General features: G+C 67.8%; 23 protein-coding genes. 18 read left to right on the top strand and 5 right to left on the bottom strand.

The genetic code is table 11. The features are described from left to right. Nucleotide 1 precedes the first annotated feature (1 nt). Nucleotides 2–1,075, bottom strand: a complete 1,074-nt coding sequence (locus GGR89_RS01725) for a DUF3667 domain-containing protein (RefSeq protein WP_125976946.1) — start codon at nt 1,073–1,075, stop codon at nt 2–4. Between the two features lie 48 nt (nt 1,076–1,123). Between GGR89_RS01725 and GGR89_RS01720 the strand changes: the two genes are divergently transcribed. The 11 genes from GGR89_RS01720 (at nt 1,124) to GGR89_RS01670 (ending at nt 8,545) form a co-directional block, all read left to right on the top strand. Then, nucleotides 1,124–2,392, top strand: coding sequence for a glutamate-5-semialdehyde dehydrogenase (locus GGR89_RS01720; protein WP_125976945.1), 1,269 nt, complete (start codon nt 1,124–1,126; stop codon nt 2,390–2,392). Then, entirely contained in the window at nt 2,389–2,754 is a 366-nt protein-coding gene (locus GGR89_RS01715; RefSeq protein ID WP_241218028.1) for a hypothetical protein, read from the top strand. The genes GGR89_RS01720 and GGR89_RS01715 overlap by 4 nt, the downstream gene beginning before the upstream one ends. A gap of 39 nt (nt 2,755–2,793) precedes the next feature. After that, nucleotides 2,794–2,976 carry a hypothetical protein gene (locus GGR89_RS01710; RefSeq protein ID WP_125976943.1) on the top strand — a complete coding sequence of 61 codons (183 nt, stop codon included), beginning with the start codon at nt 2,794–2,796 and terminating at the stop codon, nt 2,974–2,976. Nucleotides 2,977–3,004: 28 nt separating this feature from the next. Beyond that, nucleotides 3,005–3,664, top strand: a complete 660-nt coding sequence (locus GGR89_RS01705) for a nicotinate-nucleotide adenylyltransferase (RefSeq protein WP_125976942.1) — start codon at nt 3,005–3,007, stop codon at nt 3,662–3,664. Nucleotides 3,665–3,690: 26 nt separating this feature from the next. Then, nucleotides 3,691–4,044, top strand: coding sequence for a ribosome silencing factor (gene rsfS, locus GGR89_RS01700; RefSeq protein WP_093296138.1), 354 nt, complete (start codon nt 3,691–3,693; stop codon nt 4,042–4,044). A gap of 24 nt (nt 4,045–4,068) precedes the next feature. After that, the gene (locus GGR89_RS01695) at nt 4,069–4,491 is read left to right on the top strand and encodes a 23S rRNA (pseudouridine(1915)-N(3))-methyltransferase RlmH (RefSeq protein ID WP_125976941.1); all 423 of its coding nucleotides are present in this window, start codon (nt 4,069–4,071) and stop codon (nt 4,489–4,491) included. After that, nucleotides 4,491–5,651, top strand: coding sequence for a murein hydrolase activator EnvC family protein (locus GGR89_RS01690; protein ID WP_125976940.1), 1,161 nt, complete (start codon nt 4,491–4,493; stop codon nt 5,649–5,651). Before GGR89_RS01695 ends, GGR89_RS01690 begins: the two co-directional genes overlap by 1 nt. Nucleotides 5,652–5,716: 65 nt before the next feature. Continuing rightward, entirely contained in the window at nt 5,717–7,045 is a 1,329-nt protein-coding gene (locus GGR89_RS01685) for a S41 family peptidase (RefSeq protein WP_125976939.1), read from the top strand. Nucleotides 7,046–7,062: 17 nt separating this feature from the next. Then, nucleotides 7,063–7,548: a disulfide bond formation protein B gene (locus tag GGR89_RS01680; protein WP_125976968.1), complete on the top strand. Its 486-nt coding sequence runs from the start codon at nt 7,063–7,065 to the stop codon at nt 7,546–7,548. Further along, nucleotides 7,545–8,078, top strand: coding sequence for a demethoxyubiquinone hydroxylase family protein (locus GGR89_RS01675; RefSeq protein ID WP_125976938.1), 534 nt, complete (start codon nt 7,545–7,547; stop codon nt 8,076–8,078). Before GGR89_RS01680 ends, GGR89_RS01675 begins: the two co-directional genes overlap by 4 nt. Before the next feature lie 56 nt (nt 8,079–8,134). Then, nucleotides 8,135–8,545: a hypothetical protein gene (locus tag GGR89_RS01670; RefSeq protein ID WP_125976937.1), complete on the top strand. Its 411-nt coding sequence runs from the start codon at nt 8,135–8,137 to the stop codon at nt 8,543–8,545. A gap of 6 nt (nt 8,546–8,551) precedes the next feature. Here GGR89_RS01670 and GGR89_RS01665 read toward each other — a convergent pair whose 3' ends face one another. After that, entirely contained in the window at nt 8,552–9,757 is a 1,206-nt protein-coding gene (locus GGR89_RS01665) for a DUF2029 domain-containing protein (RefSeq protein WP_125976936.1), read from the bottom strand. A gap of 89 nt (nt 9,758–9,846) precedes the next feature. On the opposite strand from GGR89_RS01665, the gene GGR89_RS01660 reads away from it, so the two are divergent. From GGR89_RS01660 to fabI, 6 genes are all read left to right on the top strand, one after another. Further along, the gene (locus tag GGR89_RS01660; RefSeq protein ID WP_125976935.1) at nt 9,847–11,094 is read left to right on the top strand and encodes a putative DNA modification/repair radical SAM protein; all 1,248 of its coding nucleotides are present in this window, start codon (nt 9,847–9,849) and stop codon (nt 11,092–11,094) included. 80 nt (nt 11,095–11,174) lie between these two features. Then, nucleotides 11,175–11,660 (top strand): hemerythrin domain-containing protein, encoded by a 486-nt coding sequence (locus GGR89_RS01655; protein WP_125976934.1) that lies wholly within the window; start codon nt 11,175–11,177, stop codon nt 11,658–11,660. 3 nt (nt 11,661–11,663) lie between these two features. Continuing rightward, nucleotides 11,664–13,139 carry a UdgX family uracil-DNA binding protein gene (locus GGR89_RS01650; protein ID WP_125976933.1) on the top strand — a complete coding sequence of 492 codons (1,476 nt, stop codon included), beginning with the start codon at nt 11,664–11,666 and terminating at the stop codon, nt 13,137–13,139. A 100-nt stretch (nt 13,140–13,239) separates the two neighbouring features. Beyond that, nucleotides 13,240–14,178, top strand: a complete 939-nt coding sequence (locus GGR89_RS01645) for a DnaJ C-terminal domain-containing protein (protein WP_125976932.1) — start codon at nt 13,240–13,242, stop codon at nt 14,176–14,178. Nucleotides 14,179–14,183: 5 nt separating this feature from the next. Continuing rightward, nucleotides 14,184–15,149 carry a YihY/virulence factor BrkB family protein gene (locus tag GGR89_RS01640; protein WP_206434317.1) on the top strand — a complete coding sequence of 322 codons (966 nt, stop codon included), beginning with the start codon at nt 14,184–14,186 and terminating at the stop codon, nt 15,147–15,149. Then, nucleotides 15,146–15,949, top strand: a complete 804-nt coding sequence (gene fabI / locus GGR89_RS01635; protein ID WP_125976930.1) for an enoyl-ACP reductase FabI — start codon at nt 15,146–15,148, stop codon at nt 15,947–15,949. Before GGR89_RS01640 ends, fabI begins: the two co-directional genes overlap by 4 nt. A 31-nt stretch (nt 15,950–15,980) precedes the next feature. Here fabI and GGR89_RS01630 read toward each other — a convergent pair whose 3' ends face one another. The 3 genes from GGR89_RS01630 to sppA all read right to left on the bottom strand — a co-directional run bounded on the left by GGR89_RS01630 (nt 15,981) and on the right by sppA (nt 18,911). Further along, a complete protein-coding gene (locus tag GGR89_RS01630) occupies nt 15,981–16,379 on the bottom strand; it encodes a hypothetical protein (protein WP_125976929.1) in 399 nt (132 codons plus the stop codon). A 70-nt stretch (nt 16,380–16,449) separates the two neighbouring features. Then, nucleotides 16,450–17,013, bottom strand: a complete 564-nt coding sequence (locus tag GGR89_RS01625) for a GNAT family N-acetyltransferase (protein WP_125976928.1) — start codon at nt 17,011–17,013, stop codon at nt 16,450–16,452. Continuing rightward, nucleotides 17,010–18,911, bottom strand: coding sequence for a signal peptide peptidase SppA (gene sppA, locus GGR89_RS01620; RefSeq protein ID WP_125976927.1), 1,902 nt, complete (start codon nt 18,909–18,911; stop codon nt 17,010–17,012). The genes GGR89_RS01625 and sppA overlap by 4 nt, the downstream gene beginning before the upstream one ends. A gap of 205 nt (nt 18,912–19,116) precedes the next feature. Between sppA and groES the strand changes: the two genes are divergently transcribed. Further along, nucleotides 19,117–19,404, top strand: a complete 288-nt coding sequence (gene groES, locus GGR89_RS01615) for a co-chaperone GroES (RefSeq protein WP_125976926.1) — start codon at nt 19,117–19,119, stop codon at nt 19,402–19,404. Nucleotides 19,405–19,458: the final 54 nt, after the last annotated feature.

Here is a 19,458-nt window from a genome sequence, read left to right as displayed (position 1 = left end):
CTCAGCCCATGATGCCGAGCAGCGCGAGGATCAGCAGGAACAGCGTGGCGATGATGGCAATGAACCACAGCAGCACGACCGTGCGGAGGATGGCCGAGCGCCAGCGCAGCTGATAGGCCTGCTTGAGCTGGCGGCACATGTGCACCGGCGGCACCACGAAGGCCAGGGTGCCGAGGACGTTGCCCGGCACATGTACGGCGCTGCCCAGCGTGACGACGATGAACAGCAACGACATCGCCGCGATCGAATAGGTCACGAACACCGCGTGATCGTAGAGCTTGTACTGCCGCTTCCAGAAGAACAGCAGCCACACGAACGGCAGCGACAACGGGATCAGCAGCCACGAGAATTTGTAGATGCTCGACTGCAGCTTGTAGAGCATCAGCGACGGGTTCTTCCGCCACTTCTCGATGCCGTGGTCGAGCGTGTGCCAGCCGGTATGGACCTCCGCCTCCTCGGCTTCGGCGTCGGCGGATCCATGGCCGATCTGGGCGGCGGCGGATTTGAGGGAAGCGATCTCGCGATCCGCCTTGGCGATGTCGTCCTGCAATTCGGCGCGATCGCTGTCGCCCGCATCCAGCTTGGCCAGCTTCGCCGCCTTGCTGGCGCGCTTGTCTTCCTGCTTCTTGATCGATTGCTGGATCGCGGCGGCGGGCTTCATCATCGCCGTATCCAGATCGGTCGGCGTCGAGATGCCGAGGATCTGGAAGATCGCGAACATCGTGAAGATCGAGAAGAGGAACATCGCCATGGGCGAGACGAAGCGCGCGCGCTCGCCGGCGATGTAGCGGCGGGTCAGGTCGCCCGGCCGCCAGGCGAGCAGCGGCAGCGTGCGCCACATCTTGCCTTCGAAATGCGCGACCCCGTGCAGCAGTTCATGCCCGATCGCACCCAGCGAGCGGTGAACGTGCCCCGATTGCCCGCATTCATGGCAATGTGGACCGACCAGTGCGGTCCCGCAATTGAGGCAGATCGTGCCATGCCCATGCCCATGGCGTTCCCCGGCATGCGGCTCCACCGCACGGCCGAGCATGCCCCCCATCACCAGTTCGCCGGCTGCGTCGATTTCCCCCATGGCGCCCGAGGCTATCAGCTTCGCGAAGCGCATGCTAGCATCTGCAGCATGGCCGATATCGACACGCCCGACACCCAGATGCTGATCGCCGACATGGGCAGCCGCGCCCGCGCCGCCGCCACGGTGCTGGCGGCGTTGCCAAGCGCGGCCAAGGCCGCTGCGCTGCGGTCCGCCGCCGCCGCGATCCGCGACTCGCAGGAAGCGATCCTCGCCGCCAATGCCGAGGACATGGTGGCGGGCAAGGCCAACGGGTTGTCCGATGCAATGCTTGATCGGCTGCTGCTCGATGCCAAGCGGATCGAGGGCATGGCCTCGGGCATCGAGGCGGTGGCCGGGCTGGAGGATCCCGTCGGCAGCGCGCTCGACGAGCGGACCCGGCCCAACGGCCTGGTGCTCCGCCGCGTGCGCGTGCCGATCGGCGTGATCGGCATCATCTACGAAAGCCGTCCCAACGTGACCGCCGATGCTGGGGCGTTGTGCCTGATGTCGGGCAATGCGGCTGTCCTGCGCGGCGGCTCCGAGGCGATCCGCAGTAACCGCGCGATCCATGCCGCGCTGGTGCAGGGGCTCACCCAGGCAGACCTGCCCGCCGATTCGATTCAGCTGGTGCCGGTGACCGATCGCGCCGCCGTGGGCGCGATGCTCACCGCCGAGGGGTTGATCGACATGGTGGTGCCGCGCGGCGGCAAGAGCCTGGTCGCGCGGGTGCAGGCCGAGGCGCGCGTGCCGGTGCTCGCGCATCTCGACGGGATCAACCACAGCTATGTCGATCGCGCCGCCGATCCGGCGATGGCGCAGGCGCTGGTGGTCAACGCCAAGATGCGCCGCACCGGCATCTGCGGCGCGACCGAGACGCTGCTGATCGACCGCGGCTTCACCGATCCCAAGCCGATTCTCGCCGCGCTGGCCGACGCCGGCTGCGAACTGCGCGGCGATGCCGAGGTGCAGGCGCTCGACCCGCGCGTACAGCCGGCGACGGAGGAAGACTGGGACACCGAATATCTCGAGGCGATTCTGTCGGTGAAGCTGGTCGACGGCGTCGAGGCCGCCATGGCGCATATCGCCGCGCACAGCTCGCACCACACCGACGCCATCATTACCGAGGATGCGGAAACGGCGACGCGGTTCCTGAACGGCGTCGACAGCGCGATCGTGATGTGGAACGCCTCGACCCAGTTCGCCGATGGCGGCGAGTTCGGGCTGGGCGCCGAGATCGGCATCTCTACCGGCCGACTGCACGCGCGCGGCCCGGTGGCGCTTGAGGGGCTCACCACCTACAAATGGCTGGTGCTCGGCACCGGTCAGGCGCGGCCTTGAGCGATACGGTTATCCTCTGGCGCCCCGTCGGGCCTGCCGAACTGGCCTTGATCCAAGACAGTGGCATGTCTGCTTTCCCGCCACGGCTCCCGGAGCAACCCAGTTTCTATCCGGTTACGACGGAAGAATATGCGGTGAAGATCGCACGGGATTGGAACGTGCCCGAAAGCGGCGCTGGCTTCGTAACCCGCTTTGCCGTCGACGCTGCTTTCCTGGCGAGATACCGGGTGGAGGAAGCGGGTGGTCGTGCGCATCGCGAGTACTGGATTCCCGCGGAGGATCTGGAGGCGTTCAACGCGGCGATCCTGGGGCCCATTGAAGTGGTGCGCAGCTTCCCTGAGCAAAACGCTCCGACTTCCTAGCAGCTTGATGCAATTTCCCGGTCCGCATAGAGTCCCGCGATGACCGAGCCACGGAAGATCACCGCCGATGCGATGCCCCGCGTCGTGGAAACGGAGGCCGCGTTTCGTGCCTTTTTACAGGAAGGGCTCGACGCGGTAGAGCGTGGGGATGTTGTTCCTCATGCGCAAGTGATGGCCGAGTTGGATGCCATGATTGCCCGGCATCGGGCTCGCTGCCGTTGACGGCCGGGGCATACTGGCTCGTCATCCGTTGAAACGCATCGGACTTCTCGGGGGCTCGTTCAATCCGGCACATCGCGGGCATCGGCGGCTCTCGCTGCATGCCCTTCGCGCGCTCGATCTCGACGAGGTGTGGTGGATGGTCTCACCGGGCAATCCGCTCAAGGACAAGGCCGGCATGGCGCCGTTCCAGGCGCGTATGGCCTCGGCACGGGCGATGGCGCGGCATGCGCCGATCCGCCCTACCGCGATCGAGAAGCGGATGAAGACCCGCTACACCGCCGATACGCTCACCAAGCTGCCCCGGCTCTATCCGAATCATCGCTTCATCTGGCTGATGGGCGCGGACAATCTGGCGCAGTTCCATCGCTGGGAACGGTGGCGGCACATCGCCCGTCAGGTTCCGATTGCGGTTATCGCGCGTCCGGGGTATGACAGGGGCGCCCATGCAAGTCCTGCAATGGGTTGGCTGCGGCGCGCTGTGCGGCCCGCAGGCCAGGCGAAACATTGGACGCGATGGAGATTGCCGGCACTTGTGCTGTTGCGCTTCCGCCCCGATCCGACGTCGGCAACACGCCTTCGGGCTGCCGATCCTGCCTGGCACCGGCGATTCCTCGGGTCTTCTCCGCAGTTGGAACAGGAGAGCCCGGCGCCGTCTCCACCCACTCTGCACAAACCGTCGCTAGACTAGGAGCAACCTTGGCCACTTCCCCCAATATGCAGCGTTCGAACGACGCCGACAGCGTCGAAGCGCTGCATAGGCTCGTGCTCACCTCGCTGGAGGACGATCAGGCGGTGGAAACCGTCTCGATCCCGCTCGCCGGCAAGAGCAGCATCGCCGATTACATGGTGATCGCATCGGGTCGCTCGACCCGGCAGGTCGCCTCGATGGCGATGAAGCTGGCCGACAAGATCAAGGCCGAGCAGGGCCGAACGCCCCGCGTCGAAGGCCTGCCCGCCGCCGACTGGGTGCTGATCGACGCGGGCGACGTGATCGTCCACCTGTTCCGCCCGGAAGTGCGCAGCTTCTACAATCTCGAGCGGATGTGGTCGTTCGAGGGCCAGGCCTGATCTGATCCCGAAGGTCCGCGCGCAATGCTGCTGCACATCGTCGCGCGCGGCCGGATCGGGCGCAGCCCCGAGGCCGAACTGGTCGACCGCTATCTGAAGCGGGTGACCTGGGGCACCCGCGTCACCGAACTGCCCGATACCGGCGGCAAGATGCCGGTGCTTAGCCCCGGCACGCGCGTGGTGATGCTCGACGAACTGGGCGAGAACCTGCCCTCCAAGACGCTGGCGACCCGGCTCGGCGCGTGGCGGGACGACGGGGTGCGCGAGACGCGTTTCCTGATCGGCGCTGCCGACGGATTCGACGATGCCGATCGCCAGGCGGCGGACATGCTGCTCAGTTTCGGCAAGGCGACCTGGCCGCACATGATGGCCCGCGCGATGCTCGCCGAGCAGCTCTGGCGCGCGGTCTCGATCCTCGCCAACCATCCCTATCACCGCGAAGGCTGATGACGCCGGCGCGCGGCCTTGGCATCGCGGCGGCGCTGGTCGCGATCGGCGCGACCGGCGTGCTCGCCCAACCGCAGTCTGATCCCACCCAACAGACCGCGCGTGTGGTGACGGAAGCCTCCCAGGCGGCGCGGGCGGCCGAGCGGCGGGCCGCCGAACTCGACCGCGCCGCGGCCGGCGAACGCGATAGCGAAGCCCGCGCCCGCGCCGAACAGGCGGCGGCGGCGCAGCGGATCAAGGCGGCCGAAGCCGAGCAGGCCGCGGCCGAGGCGCGCGTGGCGCTGCTCGACCGGCTGCTCGCCCGCCAGCGCACGGCCCTCGCCGAACGCCAGCGGCCGGCACTCGAGCTCGTCGCCGCGCTGCAGGCGATGGCGCGGCGCCCGGCGGTGCTGGCGCTCGCCCAGCCGGGATCGGCGCAGGACCTGGTCCATGTCCGCGCGACGCTCGCCAGCCTGCTCCCTGCGATCGAGGCGCGGAGTGCCGGTGTGCGGGCGGACCTGGCCCGCTCCCGCGCACTGCGTGTTGCTGCCGGCAAGGCAGTCGCCGACGTGCGGATCCGCCGCGCCGCGCTCGAATCCCGCCGCCTTGCCGCGCTCCAGCTCGAATCCGAGCACCGATTGCGCGCGATGACGCTCGGCCGTGACGCGCTGGTGGAATCGGACCGTGCGCTCGCGCTGGGCGAGAAGGCGCGCGACCTTGCCTCCGAGCAGGATCGCAGCCAGAGCGCCGCACAGGTGCAATCGGACCTGCTCGTCCTGAATGGTCCGCTGCCCCGCCCAGGCACCTCGGCGGAACGTGTGACCGGCCCCGCACCCTATCGCCTCCCCGTCACCGGCCAGCTCGTCACCGGCTTCGGCGAGATTTCCCCCGCCGGCGTCCGCGCTCGCGGCCCGAGCTTCGCAGTGCAGCCGGGGTCTGCCGTCGTCGCACCCGCCGCGGGCACCATCGCCTATGCCGCCCCCTTTGCTGGCTATGGCAAGGTCGTGATCGTCGATCACGGCAAGGGCTGGACCAGCCTGATTTCCGGCATTTCCACGCTCGCGGTGCGCCCCGGCGCGGAGGTGGCGCCGGGTGCAACCCTCGGCACCGCCGGCCCGCGCATTACGGTCGAACTACGCCGCCGGGGCCAGCCGCTGGACCTGACCCAATTGCTCGACTGACACCGCGTGCAAATCCCGTTATCCTCGCCTACATTACCAGGGTCGCCCTTCCGGAAAGTCTCTTGATGCTGCGTTCGTTTCTACAGGTTTCCGCCGCTGTCGGCGCACTTGCGATCATTCCCATCACATCCGGTGCCATGGCGGGAGTCGATACCAGCAGCTATCGCGAGCTCGACACCTTCATGGAAGTCTACAACACCGTGAAGGCGAATTACGTCGAGAAGGTCGACGACAAGACGCTGGTCAAGGGCGCGATCGAAGGCATGCTCGCGGCGCTCGATCCGCACAGCAGCTATGCCGACGGGCTCGATTTCGACAATCTCAAGATCCAGACCGAAGGCAATTACGGCGGCCTCGGCCTCACCGTCACCCAGCAGGACGGCGCGGTGAAGGTGATCGCGCCCAATGACGACGGCCCCGCCGCGCGCGCCGGCATCAAGGCGGGCGATTACATCACCCATCTCGACGGCAAGTTCATCGTCGGCGGCAGCCTCGACGAGGCGATCACCCAGATGCGCGGCAAGCCCGGCACCAAGATCGCGCTCACCATCGTGCGCCCGGGCGCCGACAAGCCGCTGCAATTCACCCTGACGCGCGAGATCATCACCCAGAAATCGGTGAAGGCGGACGTCAAGGACGGCATCGGCGTCATCCGCATCAGCACCTTCACCGCGCACACGGGCGGCGACACGGCGCTCGCGATCCAGGAGATCGAGAAGAAGCTCGGCCACAAGCCGCTCGGCTACATCCTCGATCTGCGCAACAATGGCGGCGGTCTGCTGACCGAGGCGATCGGCGTCTCCGACGTGTTTCTCAACCATGGCGAGATCGTCTCGCAGCGCGGCCGCGAGAAGACCGATATCGAGCGCTATTATGCCGAGAGCGTGTTCCCGGGCGACCTCGCCAAGGGGCTGCCGGTGATCGTGCTGACCGATGCCGGCACCGCCTCCGCCTCCGAGATCGTCGCCGGCGCGCTGCAGGACCATCACCGCGCGCTGGTGCTGGGCGTGCGCAGCTTTGGCAAGGGATCGGTGCAGACGATCCTGCCGATGGGCCCGCATGCCGCGCTGCGCCTCACCACCGCGCGCTATTTCACCCCCTCAGGCCATTCGGTGCAGGAAGGCGGCATCAAGCCCGACATCGCCGTGCCGCAGCTGAGCGACCCCGACTACAAGTCGCGCCCCGAGCTGCGTGAGGCGGATCTGCGCCGCCACCTGATCAACATGGAGAAGGTGGACGACAGCGTGCTGGAATCGGACGACACCCCCGATCCGCGCTTCACCGCCACCGCCGACGAGCTGAAGAAGAAGGGCATCACCGACTTCCAGCTGAACTATGCGGTGCAGACGCTAGCCCGGCTGGGCAAGGCGCCGGCTGCGAGCGCCGCCAAGTGAGCCGCAACCTGAGCCGCATGCCGCGCAACGTACCGGTGCTCGCGCGCTGGCTGGCGCTGCTGCTGCCGCTGGCGCTGCTCGGCGGCGCGCTGGGATCGCAGTTCATCGGCGGCCTGGTGCCGTGCGAGATGTGCGTGTGGCAGCGCTGGCCGCATCTGGCGGCGATCATCGTCGCAGCGCTCGCCTTCTTCGTGCGCGGGCGGCGGCAGGTGGCAGCGCTGGTGCTGCTCGCCGCGCTGCTGATCGCGGTGAGCGGGGCGATCGGCGTCTATCATGCCGGTGCCGAATATCATTGGTGGCAGGGCATCACCGAATGCACGGCCGCGCCGCGGCAGGGCTCACCGATGGAGATGCTGACCCAGGCGCTCCGTGCGCCGATCGTCCGCTGCGACGTGGCCCAATGGACGATGTTCGGAATCAGCCTGGCCGGCTATAACGCGATCTTCTCGCTAGGCGGCGCGGTGCTGATCGCGCTGCTCGCAACGCGAAAGGCAGTGCGATGAGCTGGAAGCCGGGGGATCGTCGGGAAGCGCATGACGCCATGGTCCGGGTGGACCAGGCCGGCGAATATGGCGCGACGCGGATCTATGCGGGGCAGCTCGCGGTGATGGGCGATCGCACGCCCACCGCGCGCACCATCGCCGGCATGGCCAACCAGGAAGAGCATCACCGTGCCTTTTTCGACGCGCTGATCGCGCGGCGCGGCGTGCGCCCGACGGCGCTCCAGCCGTTCTGGGACGTGGCGGGCTTCGGGCTCGGCGTCGTCACTGCCGCGCTCGGCCCGCAGGCGGCGATGGCGTGCACCGCCGCGATCGAGACCGAGATCGACCTCCATTATCAGCAGCAGCTCGCGCAGTTGGGCGACGAGGATCCGGAACTGCGCGACGCCGTCGCGCGATTCCGGGAGGAGGAGATCGAGCACCGCGACACCGCGATCGCCTCGGGCGCGGAAAGCACCCCCGGCTATCCGGTGCTTTCGGCGCTGATCCGTGCCGGATGCCGGTTCGCGATCGGCGTATCGAAGCGGATCTGACAGCGGCTATTCAGGCGCGCCGCGGCAGGGTGGCGCGCACAACAGGAGGAACGCAGGTGCTCAAGAGGATCGCCATCATCACCGCGGCCGCGGCGGCGCCGCTGCTCGCCGCCGCGCCGGCGCATGCGCAGAATGCCGTCCAGAACGGCGTGCTGATCATCTACGGCAACGACAAGTGCCCGACCAACAAGAATGGCGAGGAGATCGTCGTCTGCCAGCGGCTGGACGAGGGCGAGCGCTTCCGTATCCCCAAGAACATCCGCGAGACCACGCCGACCGACCCCCAGAAGGGCCAGTCCTGGGCGGTGCGATCGCAGGATGCGCTGACCACCGGCAATTTCGGTACCGGCAGCTGCTCGACCGTCGGCGCCAACGGCGGCACCGGCTGCTTCGTCCAGCGCGCGACCGCCGCGCGCGCCGAGCGCCGGGCGCAGAAGAAGGCCGAGACCGACCTGCCGCTGCCCTGATCGGGTTCAGACCGGCGCGCGGGTGATCCACGCGGGCGCCGGCAGCCGCACGGCATCGGCGATCAGCCACAGCATCGCCACGCCGCGCAGGCTCGTGGCCAGGAATATGTCGTGCTGGGTGGCATAGGGCCATGCATTGGCAAGTCCCGCCAGCCACCAGAACTCCGTCACATAGGCCGCGATGTCGCCGATCACGAACAGTGCGATCGGCGCCAGCCGCGGACTCGTCATCACCAGCAGCGGGTACAGCCACAGATCGAACTGCGGCGACCAGACCTTGTTGGTGAGCAGGAACCAGGCGAGCACCGGGGTGAACAATACCCAAGGCCGTTCGCGATGCTTGCGCCAGCCGATCACGACGATCGCCGCTGCGCCGAGCAGGAAGGCGATCGACGCTGCCAGGTTGCGCTGTGCGGTGTCGCTCACCCACACGCCCTGATCCGACAGGACCGACCAGGTGGAGGCGACCGTGCCGGCGCGCGCTTCGGAGAAGCGGTAGAATTCGGACCAGTTCTCCGGCGCGGCGAGTGCTACCGGCAGGTTCACCGCCGCCCAGGCGCCGATTGCGGCCAGCACGCACCGCACGGCCGTCGTCATCCGCGTGCGCCAGGCCTGCCCCGGCGCGGTGAGCGCCGCCAGTTCGATCAGCGGCAACAGCAGCACCGGGAACAGCTTCGCCGCCGCCCCCAGCGCGGCGAAGGCGGCTGCCAGCACCAGCCGCTGCCGCCGCGCAGCGAGCATCGCCGCCACCGCCAGCGTCACCGCGCCCAGGTCCCAGTTATGCCCGAGATAGAGGATCAGCGGTGGCGCGCAGGCCCAGAGCCACAGCCGCACCCGATCCATGCCGCCGCGGACGAACATCGCCAGGATCAGCCCGGCGAGCAGCGCATTGCCGAGCGACACCATGGCGAGGAAGGTCGCGCCGTCTGCGCCCGCACCGAACAGCCCGCGGGCGAGCACGCCTTCGATCCATATCTGCAGCCCAGTGAGCACCGGATATTCCATCGGCGTCTGGAAATAGGGGATCCGCCCCTCGCCGACATGGCGCTCGACCCAGAAGGGCGGGGCGTCGCTGTAGCAGCCGCTGATATACTGGATCGCGCCGCTCCAGCCGTGCGGCATGCAATGCGCCTTGAACACCCAGCCGAGCAGGCAGGTGAGCGCCATGCCGAGTGCCAGCGCCCGCGCGCGCCCGTCGATCCGCTGAATCATGCCCGAAACCCTCCGGTCGGCGCTGGTACAGGGCCGATAGCCGAGCGTCCATCTGGACAGCAGGTGTTTGAGAACATAGAAGGAACGCGATGGCGCAACTCGACACCCGTGCAAAGCTGGCGATCCTCGCCGATGCCGCGAAATACGACGCGTCCTGCGCGTCGTCGGGGACGGCCAAGCGCACGTCGAGGGACGGCAAGGGGCTCGGGTCCACCACCGGCAACGGCATCTGCCATGCCTATGCGCCCGACGGCCGCTGCATCAGCCTGCTCAAGATTCTGCTGACCAACAGCTGCATTTTCGACTGCCATTACTGCATCAACCGCAAGAGCTCGAACGTGCGCCGCGCGCGGTTCACGCCGGCCGAGGTGGTCGAGCTCACGCTGAACTTCTACCGGCGCAACTATATCGAGGGGCTGTTTCTCTCCTCGGGCATCATCCGCTCGTCCGACTATACGATGGAGCAGATGGTGGAGGTGGCGCGGAGCCTGCGCCAAGACCATCATTTCCGCGGCTATATTCATCTCAAGACAATTCCCGACGCTGACCCCGAGCTGATCCACCAAGCCGGCCTGTACGCCGATCGCGTATCGATCAACGTTGAGCTGCCGACCGTGGTGGGGCTTAAGCGCCTGGCGCCTGAAAAATCCGCGCCGCGGATCGAAGGCGCGATGCTGGGGATGCGCAGCGCGATTCTGGATGGGGCGGATGCGCGGAAACGCTATCGCTCGGCGCCCAAGTTCGCGCCCGCCGGCCAGTCGACCCAGATGATCATCGGCGCCGATGCCGCGACCGATGGCGACATCATCGATCGCGCGGCCGGGCTGTACGGCCGCTTCGGGCTGCGGCGCGTCTATTATTCGGCGTTCAGCCCGATTCCCGATGCGAGCACGGTGCTGCCGCTCCAGCGCCCGCCGCTGATGCGCGAGCATCGGCTGTATCAGTCGGACTGGCTGATGCGCTTCTACGAGTATCGGCCCGACGAAGTGGCGCAGGCGGTGGACCCGGCGACGGGCATGCTGCCGCTCGACATCGATCCCAAGCTCGCTTGGGCGCTGCGCTTCCGCGATCGCTTCCCCGTTGACCTCAACCGTGCTCCGCGCGAGGCGCTGCTGCGCGTGCCGGGGCTGGGGACCAAGGCGGTTGCCTCGATCCTCGCCGCGCGCAAATGGCGGCGGCTGCGGCTGGAGGACGTCGCGCGGCTCACCGTCTCGCTGGCCAAGATCCGCCCGTTCATCGTCACCGCCGACTGGCGCCCGGTGGCGCTGACCGACAAGGCCGATCTGCGCGCCTGGATCGCGCCCAAGAAGGAGCAGCTGGAGCTGTTTGCGGCGTGAGCGAAACCTTGCGAACGACTCGCGGGAGCAACCTAGCGCAAGGCCGCCGGTTGGGGCTGGGAAACCAGGGAGACACCTACATGGCCGACCAGCCCCGCATCTTCGCCGACCTCATCGCCGATCACGACCGCCAGCGCGAGCTGATCGCGCAGATCGACGCCACGTCGGGCGACAGCCCCGAGCGTCGCGACCTTTTCGAGCAGCTCCGCCTCGAGCTCCAGTCGCACGCCGCGGCCGAGGAAGAGTCGCTCTACGCGACGATGCTCGCCAATCCGGAGCTGCGCGAGGATGCGCGCCATTCGGTGTCCGAGCACAAGGAAGTCGACGATCTGCTCGGCGAGCTGATGGACATCGAAATGTCCTCCTCCGCCTGGCTGTCCAAGTTCCGCGCTATGAAGGACCGCTACCTCCACCATATCGACGAGGAGGAGGAAGAGATGTTCCCGACCGCCGAGAAGGAACTCTCGGCGGAAGAGGAAGAGCGGCTCGGCAAGATCTTCGAGAAGCGCAAGCCCAAGGAACTGGAGCGCGCCGAAGCCCATCCGCCGGGCGACGAGCGCGAGTAAGCGTTGCGCGCCGTAACGCTTGCCGCCGAGGATGATTTCGAGGGCTGGCGCGATGCGGCGCGGGCGCTGGCCCAGGCGCATGTCGCGCCGCCCGAGGTTGTGTGGCGGGTTGGGGACGCGCCGGGGGACCTTTTCGCCCTCGATCACCCTCACCCTTTCGCGGCTTCGCCGCTCCCTCCCTTTCCCGAGGGGAGAGGGAGCTTAGAGCCCTCTCCCCTCGGGAAAGGGAGGGGACCCGCCGCCGAAGGCGGTGGGGAGGGTGAGGGTGACCGCCGCCTGCGGGTCCCGAAAGCCTTCCTCGACCTCGCCCAAGCCGTCATCCTCCACGCCGACCCGCAGCGCTTCTCGCTGCTCTATACGCTGCTCGCCACCGATCCGCACCGCATCGAGGATCGCGCCGATCCGCTGGTCCGCCGCTTGGAGCTGATGGCCAAGGCGGTGCGCCGCGACATCCACAAGATGCGCGCCTTCGTCCGCTTCCGCGAACTGGTGGACGAGAGCGGCCCGCGCTTCATCGCCTGGTTCGAACCCGAGCATCACATCGTCCGGGCCAATGCCCGCTTCTTCGTCGAACGGTTCGCGAGCATGCGCTGGTCGATCCTCACCCCCGAAGTCTCGCTCCACTGGGACGGCACCACGCTCAGCGAAGGCCCCGCCGCGACCCGCGGCGACGCGCTGGCCGACGATCCGGTCGAGGCGGTGTGGAAGACCTATTATGCCTCCATCTTCAATCCCGCCCGCTTGAAGACCGGCGCGATGCTGAAGGAAATGCCGCGAAAATACTGGAAAAACATGCCTGAAACCGCGTTGGTCAAGGAGCTCGTGGCCGGTGCCCGGGCGCGGGAGACGGCGATGGTGGAAACGGCGCGCAGCTCGGTCGGCGGCAATGTCGAAGGCGCCTGGGAAGCGCTGCGCGACGAGGCGGCGGCGTGCACCCGCTGCCCGCTCTACAAGCCCGCCACGCAGACCGTGTTCGGCGAAGGACCGCTCGACGCCGACATGATGCTGGTCGGCGAGCAGCCGGGCGACCAGGAGGACCTCGCCGGCCGCGCCTTTGTCGGCCCTGCCGGACAGATGCTCGACCGCGCGCTCGAAGAGGCGGGGATCGACCGCGCCCGCGTCTACGTCACCAATGCGGTCAAGCACTTCAAGTTCGAGCCGCGCGGCAAGCGGCGCATCCACGCCAAGCCCGATGCCGGCGAGATCACTGCCTGCCGCTGGTGGTACGAGCAGGAGCTGGCGCTGGTCCGCCCCAAGCTCGTCGTGGCGCTCGGCGCCACCGCCGCCCGCCAGATTACCGGCAAGGCGGCGACCATCTCCAGGCTGCGTGGCCAGAAGCTCGCGCTGCCCGAAGGCGGCACCGGCTGGGTGACGGTGCACCCGAGCTACCTGCTCCGCCTCCCCGATGCCGACGCGGCGGCGCAGGCCTATACGGACTTTGTCGCCGACCTGCGCGGCGCCCAGGCGCTGCTCGGCTGATCGCACCCCTTGCGCGAAACGATCCGCACGCCGATGTTTGGGCTTTAACACCTGTCCTGTAAGGGGCGGGCGATCGGCATTGGACGCATTGGGGATTTTGGTGGCAGATCCATACGTAACGCTCGGGGTGGCGCGAAGCGCGAGCGAGGACGAGATCAAGAAGGCCTATCGCAAGCTCGCCAAGGAGCTGCACCCCGATCGCAACAAGGACAATCCCAAGGCGTCGGAGAAGTTCAGCCAGGTCACCCAAGCCTATGACCTGCTGACCGACAAGGACAAGCGCGCCCGCTTCGATCGCGGCGAAATCGACGGCGACGGCAACCCGATCGCGCCGTTCGGCTTCGGCGCAGGCGCGGGCGGCGGCGGGGGCGGCTTCCGTCCCGGCGGCGGCCAGTTCGATTTCGGCGGCGGCGAGGCTGACATCGGCGACATTTTCGAAGGGCTGTTCGGCGGCGGCAAGCGCGGCGGCGGGGGGGGCTTCAGCGGCGGGTTCGGCGGCTTCGGCCGGCGTCCCCAGCCCAAGGGCGCCAACATCGCCTATCGCCTGGCGGTGTCATTCGAGGACGCCGCCAGGCTCGCGCCGCAGCGGATCACGCTCAAGGACGGCAAGACGATCGACCTCAAGCTCCCCCCCGGCGTCGAGGAAGGCACCCAGATGCGCCTGGCCGGCAAGGGCGAGGAAGGCCCGGGCGGCGCCGGCGACGCGATCGTCACGATCGAGATCCAGCCGCATCGTTTCTATGTGCGCGACGGTGACGACATCAAGCTCGACCTGCCGGTGACGCTGGCCGAGGCGGTGCTTGGCGCACAGGTGCGCGTGCCCACCCCCGACGGCCCGGTGATGCTGACGGTGCCCAAGGGCTCGAGCTCGGGCAAGGTCCTCCGCCTCAAGGGCCGCGGCTTCCACAAGCGGGGCGGCGCGCGCGGCGATCTGTTCGTCACGCTGATGGTCGAGCTGCCGGTCGACGACGACGCCCTCATCGAATTCGCCCAAGGATGGAAGAACAAGGGGAACCCGCGGGGACGCATGGGCGTCTGAAGCTGGTGGACGATCCGACGCGCGCCTCGATCTCGCCCCAGTCGCCCGAAGGACGGCGGCTGCAGGTCGGCGGAAAGGTGCCGCGGCGGCTGGCCGAGCTCGGCGTCACCGAACGCATGTTCGAGATCGTCAAGCGCGTCGCGATCGGCACCTTCAACGACGGCTTCACCTATGCGGGCAACCTCGCCTATCTGTCGCTGGTAACGCTGTTCCCCTTCTTCATCGTCGCTACGGCACTCGCGAGCCTGGTCGGCCGCACCGGCACCGGCGTCCATGCGCTGGAGGCCTTCCTGCAGACCGTACCGCCGGACGTGGCGGAGCTGCTGCGCGGCCCGGTGGTGGAGGTGCTCAACGGCCGCACCGGCGGCTTGCTGTGGCTGGGCGCGGCGGTGGGCCTGTGGACCACCACCGGCTTCATCGAAACGATCCGCGGCATCCTGCGCCAGGCCTATGGCGTCAGCTCCAGCACACCCTTCTGGCGCTACCGCATCGCATCGATCGGGATGATCGTCGGCGCGGTCGTGCTGGTGATGCTGGCCTTCACCTTCCAGGTGATCCTCACCGGCATCGAGCAGTTTCTCTACCGCATCCTGCCCTGGGCGACCGAAGCGCAGCGCTTCGCCTCGGCGAGCAAGGCGGTGCCGGCCTTCGCCCTGTTCGGGGCACTGTTCGTGCTGTTCTACTCGCTCACCCCGTCGCAGTATCGCGCCCGCTGCTATCCCAAATGGCCCGGTGCGCTGTTCACCACCGCCTGGTGGCTGGCGGTCACCGGCGTGCTGCCCTGGGTGCTGGCGACGATGGGCGGCTATGGCGCCACCTATGGCAGCCTGGCGGGGGTGATGGTCGCGCTGATCTTCTTTTTCCTGGTGGGACTCGGCCTCGTCGTCGGGGCGGAGCTCAACGCCGCTCTGGCGGAAGTGCCCGATCCCGGTCTAGAGGGGGATCAAGCACAGGAGATTCAGAAGACGTGACCGGATTGATGCAAGGGAAGCGCGGGCTCATCATGGGCCTCGCCAACGACAAATCGCTGGCATGGGGAATCGCCAAGGCACTGCACGCCCAGGGTGCGGAGCTGGCCTTTTCCTATCAGGGCGAAGCGCTGCTCAAGCGGGTGAAGCCGCTGGCCGAGCAGGTGGGCTCCGATTTCCTGATCGATTGCGACGTGGCGGACATGGCCGCGCTCGACACCACCTTCGAGACGCTGGCGGCGCGCTGGCCGACGATCGACTTCGTCGTCCACGCGATCGGGTTCTCGGACAAGAACCAGCTGCGCGGCCATTATTACGACACCACGCTCGACAACTTCCTGATGACGATGAACATCTCGGTGTACAGCTTCACTGCGGTGGCGCAGCGCGCGCAGCGGATGATGCCGAACGGCGGCAGCCTGCTGACGCTGAGCTATTACGGCGCCGAGAAGGTGGTACCGCACTATAACGTGATGGGTGTCGCCAAGTCGGCGCTGGAAACCTCGGTCAAGTATCTGGCGATGGACCTCGGGCCGGAGAATATCCGCGTCAACGCCATCTCGGCGGGCCCGATCCAGACGCTGGCGGCACGCGGCATTGGCGACTTCAACTATATCCTCAAATGGAACCAGCTGAACTCGCCGCTCCGCCGCAACGTGACGATCGAGGATGTCGGCGGCGCCGGCCTGTATCTGCTGTCGGACCTGGCATCGGGCGTCACCGGCGAGACCCACCATGTCGACGCCGGCTACAACGTGATCGGCATGAAGGCCGAGGACGCGCCGGACATCGCGCTGGCCTGACACGAACCGGGGCGGCCGCGCGCCGCCCCGCTCAGCCGCTGCCCAGCAACCAGGCGCGGGCAGCCTCGACATCGTCGAACAGCATCGCGCCCGGCCGCACCTCCACGATCCGGCGGACCTGCAGCCGCGTCAGCATCGTCGAGGCGACGAAAGCGAGCCGATGCGCCCACTGCGTCCCCTCGATATCGGTGAAATTCTTGAGCACGAAATCGGCGGTCGCCTGCGGCAGCACATGGACGCCGCGCGCGTCATAGAGCGTGCGGTGCCGGCCCGCGTCGGCGCCGAGCGTGAGGATCGCCGCGCGCACCTCTTCGGCGATCCAGCCGACATCCTCCGGCGAGGGCACGCCGGTGACGCGGACGGCGATCAGGCGGGTCTCACGCTCGACATCGATCGTGAAATCGACCGCATACGGCGAAGTCGGATCCATTGCGATGAACCTCGGCCAATCGCCGTTGCGGGTCAACTGTCTGGTGGGGAAGCCTTTTGAGTGCCCCCGCTCAGACGCGGACGACGCCGAGTTCGTGGAAGGGCTTGGGCTCTTCCGGCGGGCGGGCGGGCTCGTTGAGCTCGCACTGCCAGATGCCGACGTCGATCCACTGGCCGTGCTTGTACCCCGCCTCGCGAAACACGCCGGTGCGGCGGAAGCCCACCGCCTCGTGCAGCGCGATCGAGCTGTCGTTGGGCAGGGTGATCATCCCGAAGGCGTGGACGAAGCCCTGCGCGCGGAGCGTATCGACCAGCGCCTCGTAGAGCAGCCGCCCGGCGCCGCGACGCTGCGCGGTGTCGGCCATGTAGATCGAGCTTTCGACGACGTAGCGATAGGCCGGCCGGTCGCGGAACTTGCTGGCATAGGCATAGCCGATCACCCCGCCATCGGCGCCGTCGCCATTGGTGGCGACGATCCACGGGTAATAGCCCTCGCTCGATGCCATCCGCGCTGCCATCGTGGCGGCGTCGGGCGGCTCGATTTCGAACGAGGCGGTACCGGTCAGAACGTTCGGCGCATAGATGGCGGCGATCGCGGCGGCGTCATCCGGCGTGGCGGCGCGAATGCCGATCATTTCAGGGCTCCCATGGCGAATTGGAGAAGGGCAAGGTCGCTCGGCTGCGCGCTCGGCACGCCCAGCGCCATGCATTCGAGGCAGCGCGCCTGCACCGAGCCGCTCGCGGTCAGCCGCTTGGCGTCGCCCAGCGCCTGGGCGAGCAGCATGCGGCGCTCCTCGCCGATCCGGGCATAGGCGTCGCTGCCGGCGGGGGCATCGGCCCAGTTGCCGTCATCCTCGTCATCCCCGCCCAGCGTGCCGAGGAAGCCGGCCAGCGCGGCAGTCAGCGCGTTGGGCTTCTTGGCGAGATAGACCGGCCGCACCTTGGCGGGATCGAGCTTGGCGCGCTTGGCGGCCTCGGCGATGGCGTCGTTCAGCCCGCCGAAGCGATCGACCAGGCCGATCTGCCGGGCGATGCCGCCGATCCACACCCGGCCCTGGCCGATCTCGTCCACCCGCTGCGGGGTGAGCTTGCGCGAGGCCGCGACCAACCCGACGAAGCGGCCATAGCCCGCTTCGATCGCCGATTGCAGGATCGTGTCGACCGTGGCGTTGGTGCCGCCATAGATGCTCGGCTGGCCGGTGAGCGGCGTGCTCTCCACCCCGTCGGTGGTCACGCCGATCTTGGCGAGGCTGTTCTCGAAGGTGGGGATGATGCCGAAGATGCCGATCGATCCGGTGATGGTGTTGGGCTCGGCGAAGATCACGTCGCCCGCGGTCGACACCCAATAGCCGCCGCTCGCCGCGAGGCCGCCCATCGAGACGACGACCGGCAGCTTCTTCGCCTTGGCCTGGAGGATCGCCTGGCGCATCTGCTCCGAGGCCATCGCCGAGCCGCCCGGCGAATCGACGCGGACGACCAGCGCCTTGAGCTTGCCGTCCTTCAGCCCGTCGAGCACCAGCTTGGCTATCGTGTCGCCGCCCGCGGTCCCCGCGCCGCCCTTGCCGTCGACGATCTCGCCCGCGACGGTGATCACGCCGATCGCGTCGCCGCTGGTCGGCACCGGGTTGGCCTGAAGCCAGTCGGCGAGCTTGATCGCGTTGAAATTGCCCGCGCGGGCGCCGTTCGGTGCCCCCACCAGCTTCGCGACATGCTGGCCGAAGGCGATGCGGTCGCCGAGCTCGTCGACCAGGCCATAGGCCTTGTTGGCGGCGGCGATGTCGCCCTTGGCGGCGGTGATCGCCACGTCGGGCTTCGTCAGGAACTCGGCGATGCGGGCCTTGGGCCGCGCCTTCAGGACGCCCTCGCGCCACTGGTCGAGCAGTCCGCCATAGAGCGCGGTGTTCGCCTCGCGCGCCTCGGGCGACATGTCGGCGCGGATATAGGGCTCCACCGCCGACTTGAACTTGCCGACCTTGTAGACATGGACGTTGATGCCGAGCTTCTCGGTCAGCCCCTTGTAATAGAGCTGGCGGCCGCCCGGCCCCATGAACAGCGAACCGCCCATCGGGTGGACCCAGATTTCGCTGGCATTGGCCGCGATCTGATAGCCGCTGTCGGTATAGGCGGTGGCATAGGCGAGCACCGGCTTGCCGGCGGCGCGGACGCGGCCGACCGCGGCGGCGACTTCGCTCACCGTCGCGGGATAACCGCCGAGGAAGCTGTCGAGATCGAGCACCACCGCCTTGACGCGGGAGTCGGTCCTGGCGGCATCGAGCGCGCGGATCACGTCGCGCGCGCCCACCTGGCCGACGGCGCGCGCACCGCTGACGCTGGACAGCGGATCGGCCTCGCTCGGATGCTCGACCAGCGCGCCGTTGAACGCGACGATCAGCGCACCGTCGCGAATCGTCGCGGGGGTCGGGCGGTGCGAAAGCGCCGCGAATAGCGCGGAAAAGAACAGGAGGAGCAGAACCAGGACGAGCAGGTCCTTGATTCCGACGAGTATCTTCCAGGCGGTACGAACCAGCTTCACCGGCGGCTCCTCAAAGGGTATTCCACCAGCGGTGCTACCGGATGCGGGCAGGCGAGGCAACGACCCGTCTTATCGATCCAACACGCCGAAAAAAGTTCCCGGCGCACCCGTTGACGAAGCAAATTCCCGTTCACATATCCCGTTTGTTAGCACTTTGGGGGACCGAGTGCTAAACACCGAAATCCACCTGAAAGAGGATCAGGCAATGAACTTCCGTCCGTTGCACGACCGCGTGCTCGTCCGCCGCGTCGAAGCCGAGGAAAAGACCGCCGGCGGGATCATCATCCCCGATACCGCCAAGGAAAAGCCGCAGGAAGGCGAAGTCGTCGCCGTCGGCACCGGCACCAAGGCCGAAGATGGCAAGGTGACCGCGCTGGACGTCAAGGCCGGTGACCGCATCCTGTTCGGCAAGTGGTCCGGCACCGAAGTGAAGGTGAACGGCGAAGACCTGCTGATCATGAAGGAAAGCGACATCCTCGGCATCGTCGGCTGAGCGACCTCGCTTTCTCCTGAACTTCCTGAAACTTAGCGAAATTTGAAAGGGCAG

It is taken from the genome of Sphingomonas trueperi, from assembly GCF_011927635.1.
In the GTDB taxonomy this organism is placed as follows: Bacteria; Pseudomonadota; Alphaproteobacteria; order Sphingomonadales; family Sphingomonadaceae; genus Sphingomonas; species Sphingomonas trueperi.
The sequence above is the reverse complement of the archived record's forward strand: the minus strand, read 5'-3'. Positions and strand labels throughout refer to the sequence as shown.

Coding starts and splice junctions, on each gene's coding strand:
- GGR89_RS01725 (WP_125976946.1), bottom strand. CDS start 1,075: ATGGGGGAAATCGACGCAGCCGGCGAACTGGTGATGGGGGGCATGCTC.
- GGR89_RS01720 (WP_125976945.1), top strand. CDS start 1,124: ATGGCCGATATCGACACGCCCGACACCCAGATGCTGATCGCCGACATG.
- GGR89_RS01710 (WP_125976943.1), top strand. CDS start 2,794: ATGACCGAGCCACGGAAGATCACCGCCGATGCGATGCCCCGCGTCGTG.
- rsfS (WP_093296138.1), top strand. CDS start 3,691: ATGCAGCGTTCGAACGACGCCGACAGCGTCGAAGCGCTGCATAGGCTC.
- GGR89_RS01695 (WP_125976941.1), top strand. CDS start 4,069: ATGCTGCTGCACATCGTCGCGCGCGGCCGGATCGGGCGCAGCCCCGAG.
- GGR89_RS01690 (WP_125976940.1), top strand. CDS start 4,491: ATGACGCCGGCGCGCGGCCTTGGCATCGCGGCGGCGCTGGTCGCGATC.
- GGR89_RS01685 (WP_125976939.1), top strand. CDS start 5,717: ATGCTGCGTTCGTTTCTACAGGTTTCCGCCGCTGTCGGCGCACTTGCG.
- GGR89_RS01680 (WP_125976968.1), top strand. CDS start 7,063: ATGCCGCGCAACGTACCGGTGCTCGCGCGCTGGCTGGCGCTGCTGCTG.
- GGR89_RS01675 (WP_125976938.1), top strand. CDS start 7,545: ATGAGCTGGAAGCCGGGGGATCGTCGGGAAGCGCATGACGCCATGGTC.
- GGR89_RS01665 (WP_125976936.1), bottom strand. CDS start 9,757: ATGATTCAGCGGATCGACGGGCGCGCGCGGGCGCTGGCACTCGGCATG.
- GGR89_RS01660 (WP_125976935.1), top strand. CDS start 9,847: ATGGCGCAACTCGACACCCGTGCAAAGCTGGCGATCCTCGCCGATGCC.
- GGR89_RS01655 (WP_125976934.1), top strand. CDS start 11,175: ATGGCCGACCAGCCCCGCATCTTCGCCGACCTCATCGCCGATCACGAC.
- GGR89_RS01630 (WP_125976929.1), bottom strand. CDS start 16,379: ATGGATCCGACTTCGCCGTATGCGGTCGATTTCACGATCGATGTCGAG.
- GGR89_RS01625 (WP_125976928.1), bottom strand. CDS start 17,013: ATGATCGGCATTCGCGCCGCCACGCCGGATGACGCCGCCGCGATCGCC.
- groES (WP_125976926.1), top strand. CDS start 19,117: ATGAACTTCCGTCCGTTGCACGACCGCGTGCTCGTCCGCCGCGTCGAA.